This is a genomic window from Pseudomonas sp. MAG002Y, assembly GCF_019400845.1.
GTDB lineage: Bacteria > Pseudomonadota > Gammaproteobacteria > Pseudomonadales > Pseudomonadaceae > Chryseomonas > Chryseomonas luteola.
In genome coordinates, this window is sequence record NZ_WOEJ01000021.1 from 1 (window position 1) to 13,858 (window position 13,858).

Here is a 13,858-nt window from a genome sequence, read left to right on the forward strand (position 1 = left end):
TTTGTGTAGAACTTGAGCCATGGATCCTCCTCCGATAAAGGTCTATACCATAAACCCTTTCTCCCTGGGACCAAACATCTAGGGTCTGTCTGAAAAGTCTTGTTACCGACCCTAAAGCTTCTTTTTAGCGTTTTGCCGTTACGGAAAATCAATAATTTAGAAAGGTGCCCCAGACTGTTCATGATGGCAATCTAGTATTTTTCAGACAGACCCTAAAAACAATGGAAACAAGCTTTTGGCAGGCGCAACTGTTCCCACAACCCTGTAGAGAAATAGATTGGGCTTGGCAAATAGCGAATTTAGGTAAGTACGACTGCAGTACTATGCATCGACAAGGCAAATCTTACGGTGCTGTCACAGATTTTGGATTTTTGCGATGAGGCAACAGGAAAGATTTCTCAAAAGCAGACGAGGGCCGCACTTGATGGAGACCTTGGTCACGCTACGCCCTTGCGTCACATTTCGAACAGTTGTTTTAAGCTTGATAAGCTGTTCGAAAACCTACGGAAATATAGCAATATGTATTTGCTGGTTTGGATTAGGTCCGTAAACCACAAGCGTTACTAACGTTGTCACTGCTGACACACAAGCAATTATCACAGCAATGACAAGTCCTCGCCTGCCTATGGCAGGAGAGATAATTAATCCTTATTTTCCTGCCTAAAACCGGACCGCTGGGCCATAACAATAGATAACACAGGGAAATGCCTTTCCCTGGCTCATACTGTTTTGGTCAGCGTCGGCTACTGGAGAAAGAATTCTTTGTGAATGCTCTTGAGCGCTTGATTGAAGCGGCCAGCGTTGTAAGAAAATAAACGATTGCATGATGGCGATCTTGCGAGCAGACGGATTACTGCCCTATATCACTAAGCAGCAAGAACAATTAAAAGCCCTGAGTCACTATAAAGTAGGTTCAGAGCTTAATTTCCAACACTACGTTCAATACGGGGCATACTGCTGTTGTTACCTAAGAGGTCTATACACCAGGCTGGCCTAGCGTCACAATCTCAACCGGCACGCCGCTCAAGGTTTTTACAGCCTCATCAATTCTGGTCCAGTCCACTTGGGCGTTCGGCCCCAGATCCGTACGCTGAATGAGCGCATTGACCAAGGCAGTTTTCTGATCGATCACCGCTGGCTGCCCTGTTTTTGTCGATAACGGCTGGTGGGCTTGGATATAGAGCTTTCCGCCGCTGACACCAAACTCATAGGGCTCATTGATGAAGCGCACTGGGGTTCCTACAGGAACCATGCCTACCAGTTCCGTTATATCCTTGTTGAGCAAGTGAATGCACCCATGGCTGACCTGCATGCCAATCCCAAATTTCTGATTGGAACCATGGATGAGATAGCCCGGCAGGCCCAGGGTCAGCTTGTAGGGCCCCAGCGGGTTGTCCGGCCCGGGCGGTACAACCGTAGGCAGGATGTCACCCTCCGCTGCATGTTCCGCGCGGATGGACGCGGGCGGATACCAGCTAGGGTCCTTGATCTTGCCGGTGATCTTCGTTGTGGTTACGGGCGATCCCCATCCCTCGCGGCCGATACCGATAGGATAAGTAAAGACCGTATGACCGTCTTTGGGGAAGTAGTAAAGACGATACTCCGCCAGGTTTATTACGATGCCTTCACGAGGCCCCGGCGGCAGAATGAAACGGGTAGGCAGTACAATCTTGGTACCTGCCCCCGGCAGCCAGGCATCGACGCCCGGGTTGGCAGCAACCATTGCGTTGTAGCCCAGATCATAGGTGTCATCCAGATCAGCGAACGTGTCTTCGTACTTGGCCTCGATCACCTGAACCTGCCCGATGATGTCCTCACCCGGCGGAGGCAGAGGAAACTCAAGCGCCATAAGCGGACTTGAAAACAGGCTGACCGCCCACGTCATCCCGACCACAGACAAGGCACGTGTCCACATAGGAAGATCCTTCGATAGTACTCGATCAATAAGATGACTATTAGATTGAGCTGGCACGACTTAAGACACACTTAGTAAACAAACATTACTTGACGCTCTTCTACTAAGACCGTCCAGGTGCATCATTTGCACCCCTGTCATTTCATTAATCGGCTCGCGAAGCCGTTTCGCCGGTACACTAGGGCAGTTATTACGCCAGTACGCCTTCATCTTCTCACTCTGTGGCTGGCCGGTCTTAATTCTTTAGCTCAGCGTTTATTCATGTTCTCAAAAATTCCGCTTCAGGATCACGAGCGCAACGCCAAGATGGCGAACCGCCGCGTCTTCGTTTTTTCGGTAATCACGTTCTTTCTGTTTCTCGTCCTGATGGGCCGAATGTATTACCTGCAGGTCATCACCTATGGCTACAACACGACCCTATCGGAAAATAACCGTGTTCATGTTCTTCCTATCCCACCGGCTCGGGGCTTGATCTATGATCGCAACGGTGTCGTGATCGCGGACAACAAGCCAAGCTTTGACCTCACCCTGACCAAAGAGCGTGCCGGAAAGTTGGATGAGGTCCTGCATAACGTCATCAAGACGCTGGATCTTCCTGAGGAAGACCTGGAAGATTTCGAACACGTTGTGCATCAGGTTCATCGCCCCTACCAGCCCATCACGCTGATTTCCGATCTGTCGGAGGAGCAGATTGCCAAGCTGGCCGTCAATCAGTTCATGCTGCCCGGTACGGATGTCGAAGCGCACTTCATTCGCCATTACCCCTACGGTGATGACTTTGCTCATGTAGTTGGTTATGTCGGGCGCATCAATGATGCAGAGCAGAAGAAACTCGACGAGACCAATTACAGCGGCACCGATATCATCGGCAAGACGGGTGTAGAACACTTCTATGAAGACGAACTGCACGGGCAGGTTGGCTACGAAGAGGTTGAAACCAATGCCCGTGGTCGCATCCTGCGTACCTTGAGCCGCACCAATCCAATACCGGGCAAAGACATTACGCTGAGTCTGGATATCAACCTGCAAAAGGCCGCTGAACACGCCCTGGGTGATCGCCGAGGCGCCATCGTGGCCCTCGACCCCAACACAGGCGAGGTTCTTGCCATGGTGAGCAAGCCCAGCTTCGACCCCAACCTGTTCGTCAAAGGCATCAGCTTCAAGGATTATGCCCAACTGCGGGATTCCATCGACCGTCCCCTCTACAACCGGGTGCTGCGCGGTCTTTATGCTCCCGGCTCGACCATCAAGCCGGAAGTCGCCATCGCAGGGCTGGATACCGGCGTGATCACACCGGCCACGCGCATCTTCGATCCCGGTTATTACGAGTTGCCCAATTACGATCACAAATATCGGAACTGGAACCGTAATGGCGATGGCTGGGTGGATCTGGATGCCGCCATCATGCGCTCCAACGACACCTACTTTTATGAGGTGGCCCATCGTCTGGGTATCGATAACCTGCACGACTATCTGTCGCACTTTGGATTAGGACAGCGTGTGTCCATCGACATGGATAGCGAGGCGACCGGCCTGATGCCGTCGCGGGAATGGAAGCGCGCCACACGTCGCCAGATGTGGTATCCCGGTGAGACGCTTATCCTGGGAATTGGCCAGGGCTATATGCAGGTCACACCGCTTCAGCTCGCCCAGGCTACATCGCTGATTGCCAGCAAAGGCGTATGGCATCGCCCCCACCTGGCCAAGCTCATAGGTGACTCGCCGATACAGGACCCAAACCCGATGCCCAACATCAAGCTGCATGACCCGCGCGAGTGGGATGCCGTGAACGAAGGCATGCAGATGGTGATGCATGCCCCACGAGGCATCGCACGACAGGCAGCTCAGGGGGCGCAGTACCGTATCGCCGGCAAGAGTGGTACGGCGCAGGTGGTCGCCATACGGCAGGGTGAACGGTACGACCGCACTAAGGTCAAGGAACGTAACCGTGACAATGCGCTGTTTGTAGGGTTTGCCCCGGCAGAAGATCCGAAGATCGTGGTGGCGGTCATGATCGAGAACGGTGAGGCGGGAGGCCGTGTAGCAGGCCCTGTGGTGCGGGAGGTCATGGACGCCTGGCTTCTCAATGCAGACGGTCATCTGAAGGAGCAGTACGCGCACAGCCCCAAAAACTCCTCGGATGTACACGGCTAAATCTGGAGTGACCGGGCCGGTTTACGGCCCGGTTTTCTTATTTAGCGTGAAAAACCGGCAGAACGTACTCTGCAATCTCCTCCATCGTCTGGGATACAGGCCGCTGATTACGCCGGAAATGCAGGCCGATATGCTGCACACCGGCTGCCTTCATGGCCTCAAGCTCTTTGATCAGCTCCCGACGCCCTGCCGCAATACCAAAGCGATGTCGCACCAGGGAGGCGTTCGGGTCCGCCAGCAGGTCCAGATGGATAAAGCTTATGTATGGCTTGTCACCGGCAACACTGCGCCAGAGTGCGCTGCGCTGTACATGCTCAACAGGTGTTCCAGGATAAGCCAGCAAGCCATCCATCTGCTCACCGATCCAGTCTGGCCGCTGCTGGGCCATACCGGCGACTAACAGCGGTAACGGCTCTACCGGACGGGGCAGCAACCGTATACCCGCAGGCAGTTTGGTCGCGCCCCAATCGCGGAACATGCCGATCTGGGTTCGAAACGCATGGCTGCGGCTGTCATAGCTTTTGCCAAACACCGGATACTCCACTGGCCTGTCGCCGCTGGCGACACCTAATAGCAGCCGTCCCTTGCTCAGTTGGTGAATGGTTGCGGCGGACTTCATGGTCAGCATCGGCTCACGCAGCGGCAACACAATGGCGGCCGTACCAAGCAGAATGCGCTCCGTAATACCGGCCAGATAACCCAGATAACTAAACGCCTCGAATACTTGGGCGGCATCGCCAAACTCCGGATCGTATAGCGGCACATCGCGTATCCACAGGGCCCGGTATCCTAACCGATCCGCCAGCCTTGCCAGTTCAGCATGCGCCTCAAGGTCAGGCTCGCCGGGTAGGCGGCCGGCATGCTGCCGTGCCAGCCCACCCGCTGCCGTCCAGTCATTATCCAGAGGAAGCTCGATCCCAATGCTGAAGCCTTCGGCAGTCAATGCTCTCAATGCAGACGACATACAAGACTCCTATCAGTGACTTGGCGTGAGTGTAGTGCGGGATGGCATCGCTGCACTCGGGTTACGCTGATCCAATCGGCCACTGAGTAGGGTCAGCCCCAATGCAACCAAGACCACCAGCCCGCCGATCCAGGCCGTATGAATAAGCCCGACCTGCGCAACAATATGCCCACCCAACCAAGCGCCCCCGGCAATGCCTAGGTTGAACGCGGCAATGTTAAGACCGGAGGCCACATCCACCGCCTGCGGCGTATGCTGCTCCGCCTGCTGGACAACATATACCTGCAGACCCGGCACGTTGCCAAACGCCACCGCTCCCCAGACCAGTACGGTTGCCAATGCCAGCCAGATATGGCTTGCGGTAAAGGTCAATACGAACAACACCGCAGCCAACAGTGCAAAGATAATCATCAGTGCACGGATAGGACCTCGTTTATCGGCCAGCTTACCGCCCCAGATATTACCAATAGCCACCGAGATACCGTATATCAGCAATACCAGGCTGACCGCATTCGCACCAAGCCCGGTGATGTCTTGCAGTATCGGCGCCAGGAACGTAAAGGCAATGAAGGAGCCACCGTAACCTACTGCAGTCATGGCATATACCAGTAGTAGCCGAGGGGCTTTCAGTACTTGCAGCTGTTGTAGCAAAGACGCAGGCTTGCTGTGCTTGATGTCTGAAGGAACAAACATCAGGCTCCCAATAAAAGCCATTATTCCCAATGCCGAAACAGCCAGAAATGTTTCTCGCCAGCCCACATGCTGCCCAATGAATGTGCCCAGCGGGACACCTGTCACCAGCGCAACCGTAAGGCCGGTAAACATGATGGCAATGGCACTTGCCGCTTTTTCCTTTGGCACCAGACTAGTCGCGATGGTCGATCCGATGGAGAAGAACACACCGTGGGCCAGGCCAGTCACGATACGAGCCAGAATCAGCGACTCATATCCAGGTGCCCGCCACGCCAGAAGGTTACCTAGCGTGAATAACACCATCAGCGCCAGCAGGAGAAACTTACGTGGAACCCGGCCGGTCAGGGCGGTCAATACAGGCGCCCCTACCGCAACACCTAAGGCGTACAGACTGACCAGCAGACCCGCTGACGGCAACGTAACCTGTAGATCAGCCGCAATGGTAGGAATAAGACCGACAATGACAAATTCAGTAGTCCCAATGGCAAAGGCGCTAAGCGTTAGCGCCAACAAGGCAATAGGCATGAAAGAGACTCCGTTGAAGTAGATGAAGCCAGTCTGCGCGACTTATTCATGCCTAAAAATAGGGTTTCAAGCATATTATTTTTGATTAAAATTCACGAATGAAAACGACTCTTGATGAATTACTTGCGTTTACCACCGTAGTGGATACCGGTTCCATTACCGCAGCCGCCGACCATTTGGACCAAACGGCCTCTGGTGTCAGCCGGGCTCTCAGCCGACTCGAGGAAAAGCTCGACGTCACCCTGCTCAGGCGGACGACGCGCCGGCTTGAGTTGACGGAGGAAGGCGAGACGTTGCTGACTCAGGCGCGCAAGATCCTGGCGGCCGTTGAAGAAACCGAAGAGCAGATGGCCATACGGCGGCAACGCCCGGCGGGACGTTTGCGCGTGAATGCCGCCTCGCCCTTCATGCTGCATGCACTGGTCCCGCTTGTAGAAGGGTTTCACAAGCGTTATCCCGAAATCGAACTGGAGCTGCACAGCAGTGACCAAATCATCGACCTGATCGAACACCGTACGGACATCGCCATCCGGATTGGTACGTTGAAGGACTCAACTCTACATGCTCGACCGCTTGGCAGCAGCCGGTTACGGGTACTGGCCAGCCCCACTTACTTGAAAGCGAACGGCCAGCCTCATTCCGTTGACGAGCTGGATCATCACCAGCTGCTCGGCTTTACCCAACCCGAAAGTCTAAATCAGTGGCCCCTGCGTCACCCACTGGGAGACAGCCTCTCTGTTAACCCTGCGCTCAAGGCTTCCAGCGGCGAGACGCTCCGTCATATGGCCTTGCAAGGCGTAGGGATCGTTTGCCTGTCCGACTTCATGACGCAGCGCGACCGAGTCTCCGGTGAGCTGATAGAGCTGCTCACCCGGGAAACGGTCGAGGTGCGACAACCTATTCATGCGGTTTATTATCGCAACACCGCCCTCGCCTCCCGCATCACATGCTTTCTGGATTACGTGACCGCTGCGCTGGGCCAGGAGCCTTGGGCTCAGGTGGGCACGCCGCCTTAGAAAGGCTCTAACTCTAGCTGGCAAAGCAGCACCCATAACCAAGAACACTAATCGTGTTCTTCTGGTCCCATATGTTATAGAGCCAGGCACTTCCGCTATGCCCGACCTAGAACAGCGATTATCGGATCAACGGTGTGCTTGCAGCGGGCACAAACCGCCGAGGCAGTGCTAACGTCGCTGTAAGCCCGGATCGTACTCCAATCTCTAGTCCTGGCTTCGGTAGGCGGGAAGCGCTTCGATAGATCAAGCTGCTTGAATATCATTCTTTGCGGTAGTTGCTATCTAACATGACCGATAAATACAGGACTGCGGTAGACGCGGCTGCCATTTTCTCCGAAACCGATCCAGACGGGACTATTACCTACGTCAACGATCAGTTCTGTGCCGTGTCGGGTTACAGCAAAGAGGAGCTTCTAGGCTCCAACCATCGTATTCTGAACTCGGGCCAGCATCCGCAGGAGTTCTACGATAGCATCTGGGCCACCATCACCCGGGGTGAGATCTGGAAGGGAGAGATCTGCAATCGCCGCAAGGATGGCTCCCTGTATTGGGTAAACAGCACCATCGTGCCGATTACGGACGACGAAACCCAGGAAGTCGTCAAATACATTTCAATCCGCTTCGATGTGACCGAGCATCAGGAGCTGCTTCAAGCACTACAGTGGCGGGCATCCCATGACGTGTTGACCGGCCTGCCCAATCGGGCATTGCTGCATGAGCGCCTAGGCATGGCTATTTCCTCAGCTCGCCGCCATCACCGCCTACTCGCGCTGGGCATGCTTGATCTGGATGGGTTCAAAATCATCAATGATACCTACGGGCATGCCATCGGGGATCGCCTGCTGGTAGAAGTGGCCAATCGATTGCACGAAACGCTCCGTGAGGAGGATACATTGGCCCGAATGGGGGGCGACGAGTTTGTCCTGATCCTCAACGACATCCAACTGCAAACACTCCCCATCAGCCTGCGCCGCCTACTCGAAACGCTTTCCCAGCCCTACGAGATTGATGGCCAGAGTCTGGAGATTGCCGGCAGCATCGGCGTTACTATCTACCCCAATGATAACGAGGATCCAGATACCCTTTTGCGCCATGCCGACCAGGCCATGTATCAGGCCAAGCAAGACGGACGAAACCGCTTTCAGATTTTTGATGTGCCAACCAACAACGAAGCGCGGGCAGCCTCCCTGATGCTGGCACGCCTGGAGCAGGCCCTGATGAGGCAGGAACTGCGCTTGTATTACCAACCTAAGGTCAACCTGCAGACCGGCAAGGTTATCGGATTCGAAGCCCTGCTACGCTGGCAGAGCCCCTATGAGGGATTGGTTCCTCCGCTTCAATTCCTGCCTTTCGTCGAACGTAATGACCTCATCGTGGAGATTGGTGAATGGGTCATCGATCAAGCCCTGCGTCAAATCAAGCAGTGGAGTCTCCTGGGTCATAGCTGGCCGGTGAGTGTCAATATCGCTGCCCGGCACTTTCAGAAACCCAACTTTGTCGAGCGCCTGCGGACGATACTGGACCGGCATCCGGAAGTTTCACCAAACCTGCTAGACATCGAGATCGTCGAGTCAACTGCCATCGAGAACATGGAGCATGTCACGCATTGCCTGATGGCCTGCCAAGCCATGGGTGTGACATTCTCACTGGATGACTTTGGGACGGGCTACTCCTCCCTGAGCTACCTCAAGCGCTTGCCCGCCCAGACCATTAAAATTGATCAATCGTTCGTGCGCGATATTTTGACTGACAAGGAAGATCTAGCCCTTTCCGAAGCCATTATCGGTCTGTCCAAGGCCTTTGACCGAGAGGTACTGGCCGAGGGCGTCGAAACGCGCTCTCAAGGCAAAATGCTGCTTGAGATAGGATGCCAGCTGGCCCAGGGATATGGCATCGCCCGGCCCATGCCTGCCGATCAGGTCTTGAAATGGGTCGAACATTATTCCCGATCGCCTTCCTGGGAAGGCGAGAACCAGCAAGATTTGAGTCCATAAACAGACCGTACGCTTTTACAGCAGCCTGCATATCGGAATGTGTTTCACCTCTATGACACCTTCATCAGAGCAGCATGGCACACGCAGTTGCGATATCGGCTTTATAGTTTTAAAAATCGAAATAATCCATTCACTGGCGGCCTAATTATTTCCTAATTCAAGCATTGCATAATGGACACATCAACCCACACGAGTCACCGCAATGACCATTATGAAAGCTGCCCTTGTCACCGCCACTCTCCTTCTCGCTGCTCAAGGTGCCTCCGCTGAAGAATCATCCCTGATGCAGGACAAACTACTGATCAAAAATCAGCAAACCATCCTAATGCAGAAGGAAAAAGCAGAAGCGTCCGCTACCGCATCCGTCAAGCAGACTGATCAGCAGAAGAAAAGCTGCTGAAGTTGGTACTGAGACCAGAAGGATACGTTGGAGTCAGCGACTGTACTCCAACGTGTCGTTAGCTGCAGGCGTCTAGGCCAAGGACGACAAGCGGATAGCATAGGAATGCTTTTAAAGAGTAGCTTTTTATTATTCGCTTTTAATACTGCAATCCCGCCCTGTTTGACGTAATACCTGCTCACGCCTCTATCTGGTTAGCTTTTTGAAGGGCACACACATAGAAATAATCGTCTCTTTACCTACCTTCCGGTAGGTAGTTATTATAATAGCTTGAACAACCAGTAATGTCCCTCTTAAAGGCTCCAGTTATGAATCGCTCTCCCGCTGCCGACCGCATTGTTTCAGCAGCCGTCACTCACTTTGCCCACCGCGGTTATGACGCCTCGTCTCTTGCCGACATCGCTGAAGCGGTCGGTATTCGTAAAGCCTCTCTGTACGCGCACTTCGATAGCAAGGACGATCTGTATATGCAGATCTTTGCAGAGGCATTGCGCATGGAGCAGGACATAGCGCACCAGTGTTTTGTATCGGAAGAATCCAAAACCCTACCCGGACTCACCTATTGCACCAACCTGATCGCGCGCTACGATGAGTCCGATTACCTTAAGTTTCTGTTACGTGCAGGCTATATGCCGCCAGCCGTTTTGGCGGTACCTATCTACAGCGGCCATGAAACTTATCTCGCACAACTGCAGGAAGCCTTTACGGGTCGCCTGAGAGCCTGGACCGATACCCCAGACACCTTGGCAGATGAAGATGTCCAGCTCTATAGCCACGCGTATATCGGAATAGTCGACAGCCTTCAGGTCAAGCTGGTCTATACCGATACTGCCCATGCAGCCGTACGACTCACGGCACTGGAGCGCATGCTATCGAACGCCTTGGCAACTGCAATCAAGTCGGGGGCAGTGGCATGAGCCGGATATCAGCTACACGAGACGCCAACACGATTGGCTTGGCACTGGTTCTCCTGCTTGCGCTGGTCACTGCCCTGGATGCGATGGCTATCGACATGTATCTTCCTGGGATGCCCGCTATGGCAATGGATTTGCAGGTCTCAGAGGGTCGTATTCAACAAACACTTTCCATCTTCCTGGCAGGCCTGGCGGTTGGTCAGGGCGTTTATGGTCCGCTGCTCGACAGCTTTGGCCGACGTACCCCTTTACTGATCGGTGTCGGTATATTTGTTGCCGGCTCTGCCCTTGCCGCGCTGGCCCCTTCGATAGAGTGGCTCATGGCTGCACGCTTTCTGCAGGCCTTGGGCGCAGCGGCTGGTCTGGTGACGCCACGAGCCATCGTCGCCGACCTTTGCACCGTGAAGGAATCCGCACGCATTTTCTCACTGCTGATGCAGGTGATGATGATCGCTCCAATCACCGCGCCCCTCTTGGGTGGGTTCTTTCTTGAGCACGGTAGCTGGCGACTTATTTTCTGGTGCCTATGCGGCCTTGGTCTCGCCGGGTTTGTATGGAGCCTTGCGGTTCTGCCCGACTCTCAGCCCAAAGCTCAACGTGCGCCGCTGAATGTTGGCCGAATCATGTCTGCTTACGTTCGGCAGATGCGCCGGCCCGTTTTCATGGTCTATACCCTAGCTGGAGGATTTATCCTCGGCTCGCTGTTTACGTACATCAGTGCATCAGCCTTTATCTTTACCCAACATTTCACCCTTTCCCCAATCCAGTTCAGCTATTTATTTGCCGCCAACTCAATAGCGCTGGTCATAGGAGGCCTGATTAGCAACAGCCTGCTCAAACGTGGATGGAGCGCCCGAGCGATTGCACTGGCTGGTATGGGATTACATGCGCTGGCAGGAGCCGGGCTGTTTTTACTGGCTCAGGCAGGGCATGCAACGCTAGAGATCTATGGCAGCCTGCTCGCACTCGCAATCGGTGCGCTGGGTCTGGTATTTGGCAACCTTACCGCACTGACCATGGCCGATGCAGGTAAGCAAGCCGGTATTGCATCTGCACTGATGGGCGTCATGCACTATCTCATGTCTGCCGGTGTGGGTTATGTGGTGAGTTTTGCAGCCGCCGGCATAACTTCGCTTCCAGCAACCATAGGGATCTGCGGTGCACTGGCGCTGGTCTTGTGCGCGTCTATACGCTCTGGTCATGCCATGGAAGAAGCCTCTTCGCACTGAAGTCGCATGGCAAGCAAAGGGTCTTGTTATCCAAGCTTCACCTGACATCAGGCGAAGCAGCAACAGCGTTCCATCCAAAAGGACATCACCATGAACATTATGTATAAGCTGAGTGTTGCGGGTCTTGGTCTGGTCATGAGTGGCATTGCGTTGGCGCAGCCACCTCGAGACCTGACAGCTGAAGAAGCCAACCGGACGTTGGTCCTTACATTTTACGATCAGTTCTTCAATCGTCATGAAACAGCCGAGGCCGCCACAGTGATTGCTGATAACTACCGGCAGCACAACCCTGAAGTACCGGATGGGAAGGCACCTTTTGTGGACTATTTCACAGGCTTCTTCAAGGACAATCCCAATTCAAAGGCCAAGGTTGTACGCAGCGCTACCGAAGGGGATCTCGTGTATCTGCACGTACATTCCACTAACGGGACGAATGATCGAGGCCAGGCGGTGGTAGATATATTCAAGGTCGAGAAAGGCAAGATCGTCGAGCATTGGGATGTTATTCAGGATGTCCCTGAGCAGGCTGCCAACGAAAACACCATGTTCTAGCGACCGTTAATAGCCGTTGATGAAAGAATCAACGGCCTGCTTGATGAAAAGGGCACACCCGTGCCCTTTTCTACATCGCTGGCTCAGGAAAGATCAGGCTCGAACAGCTTGCGCTTCATGTAGACCTTTACCCAGAACGCCGCAACAAGGCTGACCACTAGCAGAATACCGCCGGTAATCTTGTAGACCTGCTCGGTTATCTCTGGCGAAGGTGAGTTATGGAGCGCGACATAGCCCATCCCCAGAATGCCCAGCAATTGAGGCAATGGGTAAAACGGTGTCTTGTAGGGGCGAGCGTGCTCAGGCATGCGCCAGCGAAGAACGATCACATTGATATGAGCTACCATGTAAGCCAGCAACCAACTGGTAGAGGCAGCAATGACCAGGGTGATGAGCGATTCAATGCTGCCGAGCAATACTGGCAGGGAAACAATTGCAGAGAGAAAAAGAATCGCCACCCATGGCGTTCCAAAGCGCTTGCTCACACACTTGAACTGCGGAAAAACCTGGCCGTTCTCAGCCATCCCCTGCAGCATACGTGCAACCGCGGCAAGAACCGTGTTGATGGTACTGCACGTTGCGGCACAAGCCATGACTGTCGCAATCAGCAGACCTGCCTTGCCAAACACCGCATTCGCATAGTCAAGATAAGGCAGCGGTGAAGTAGTCAATGTCTCGACGCCGAGATAGTAGGACGCACCGACGGCAAAGGTCAGAAAGATCGCCAGCATTACCAGCAGCGACAGGAACATTGCACGAGGAATATTGCGTTCAGGTCGATGGACTTCTGCAATCATGGGACAGATGAATTCGACGCCTACCATCAACCACATGGCCAGCGCGACTAATCCCAGAAAGCTTCCATCCCGGATAGAGACAAAGCTCCAATCCACTCCGGTTTCCGTAATATCCGGGTGCGGTGCCACAAAACCCGTTACGGCAGACAAGCCAATCAGGACTAGGGCGCCTACCAAAATAAAGGCCAGCATGTTCTGCACCCGAGCAAACACATCGGCCCCCACCAGATTGGTAATCGTCAGAATGATCAGAATGGCGATAGGCACTACCTTGGGCGGAAACAGGCCAGGCAGCAATTGACCGACAATAGCATCTACCAGAAACATCTCCACAGGCAGTGCTAGCATTGCGACCACGACATAACCAGCAAATACCGCCACGATAGCGGGAAAATGACCAATCGCCTTTTGCGTGTACGTAGCCAACGTCCCGGCCTGAGGATACATCAGGGACAATTCGGAGAACGTCATGGCATTGAATAGCGCAAGCGTAAATGCCATGATCATGGCGGCAATGAACCCCATTCCGCCCAAGCCAATCCCCTGCGTCGCTGAAATCATCGACCCCTGCACGATGACCACACCGACGCAGATCGACATCATGGTGAGAAAGCCCAGCTTTTTCCTTATGGGTACTGTTGTTCCGGTAGAAACATTGGCGTTCGCAAGCACTGAAGCACTTTTCGAATTCATAGTGTCACCCTC

11 protein-coding genes are annotated in these 13,858 nt (G+C 54.0%); 7 read left to right on the forward strand and 4 right to left on the reverse strand.

Annotated features, from left to right (window positions below):
- Positions 1-976 precede the first annotated feature (976 nt).
- Complete coding sequence (locus tag GM154_RS22275) at positions 977-1,915, reverse strand: L,D-transpeptidase family protein (protein ID WP_219653400.1); 939 nt, start codon at positions 1,913-1,915, stop codon at positions 977-979.
- A 306-nt stretch (positions 1,916-2,221) separates the two neighbouring features.
- Here GM154_RS22275 and mrdA point away from each other — a divergent pair, with 306 nt between their 5' ends.
- Positions 2,222-4,069, forward strand: a complete 1,848-nt coding sequence (gene mrdA / locus GM154_RS22280; protein ID WP_374940340.1) for a penicillin-binding protein 2 — start codon at positions 2,222-2,224, stop codon at positions 4,067-4,069.
- Between the two features lie 37 nt (positions 4,070-4,106).
- On the opposite strand, the gene GM154_RS22285 is transcribed toward mrdA, so the two are convergent.
- Together GM154_RS22285 and GM154_RS22290 are read right to left on the reverse strand one after the other, a co-directional pair.
- Entirely contained in the window at positions 4,107-5,033 is a 927-nt protein-coding gene (locus tag GM154_RS22285; RefSeq protein ID WP_219653402.1) for a TIGR03571 family LLM class oxidoreductase, read from the reverse strand.
- A 12-nt stretch (positions 5,034-5,045) separates the two neighbouring features.
- Positions 5,046-6,251, reverse strand: coding sequence for an MFS transporter (locus GM154_RS22290; protein ID WP_010798884.1), 1,206 nt, complete (start codon positions 6,249-6,251; stop codon positions 5,046-5,048).
- 98 nt (positions 6,252-6,349) lie between these two features.
- Here GM154_RS22290 and GM154_RS22295 point away from each other — a divergent pair, with 98 nt between their 5' ends.
- The 6 genes from GM154_RS22295 (at position 6,350) to GM154_RS22320 (ending at position 12,356) form a co-directional block, all read left to right on the forward strand.
- Entirely contained in the window at positions 6,350-7,267 is a 918-nt protein-coding gene (locus GM154_RS22295; protein WP_219653403.1) for a LysR substrate-binding domain-containing protein, read from the forward strand.
- 287 nt (positions 7,268-7,554) lie between these two features.
- Positions 7,555-9,261 (forward strand): bifunctional diguanylate cyclase/phosphodiesterase, encoded by a 1,707-nt coding sequence (locus tag GM154_RS22300; protein WP_219653404.1) that lies wholly within the window; start codon positions 7,555-7,557, stop codon positions 9,259-9,261.
- Between the two features lie 211 nt (positions 9,262-9,472).
- Positions 9,473-9,661: a hypothetical protein gene (locus GM154_RS22305; RefSeq protein ID WP_219653405.1), complete on the forward strand. Its 189-nt coding sequence runs from the start codon at positions 9,473-9,475 to the stop codon at positions 9,659-9,661.
- Between the two features lie 308 nt (positions 9,662-9,969).
- Positions 9,970-10,578 (forward strand): TetR/AcrR family transcriptional regulator, encoded by a 609-nt coding sequence (locus GM154_RS22310; protein ID WP_167517181.1) that lies wholly within the window; start codon positions 9,970-9,972, stop codon positions 10,576-10,578.
- Positions 10,575-11,804: a multidrug effflux MFS transporter gene (locus GM154_RS22315; RefSeq protein WP_219653406.1), complete on the forward strand. Its 1,230-nt coding sequence runs from the start codon at positions 10,575-10,577 to the stop codon at positions 11,802-11,804. Before GM154_RS22310 ends, GM154_RS22315 begins: the two co-directional genes overlap by 4 nt.
- A gap of 90 nt (positions 11,805-11,894) precedes the next feature.
- Entirely contained in the window at positions 11,895-12,356 is a 462-nt protein-coding gene (locus GM154_RS22320; protein WP_074828481.1) for an ester cyclase, read from the forward strand.
- 83 nt (positions 12,357-12,439) lie between these two features.
- Here the strand turns inward: GM154_RS22320 and GM154_RS22325 are convergent, their stop codons facing one another.
- Complete coding sequence (locus GM154_RS22325; protein ID WP_010798877.1) at positions 12,440-13,846, reverse strand: APC family permease; 1,407 nt, start codon at positions 13,844-13,846, stop codon at positions 12,440-12,442.
- Positions 13,847-13,858 lie beyond the last annotated feature (12 nt).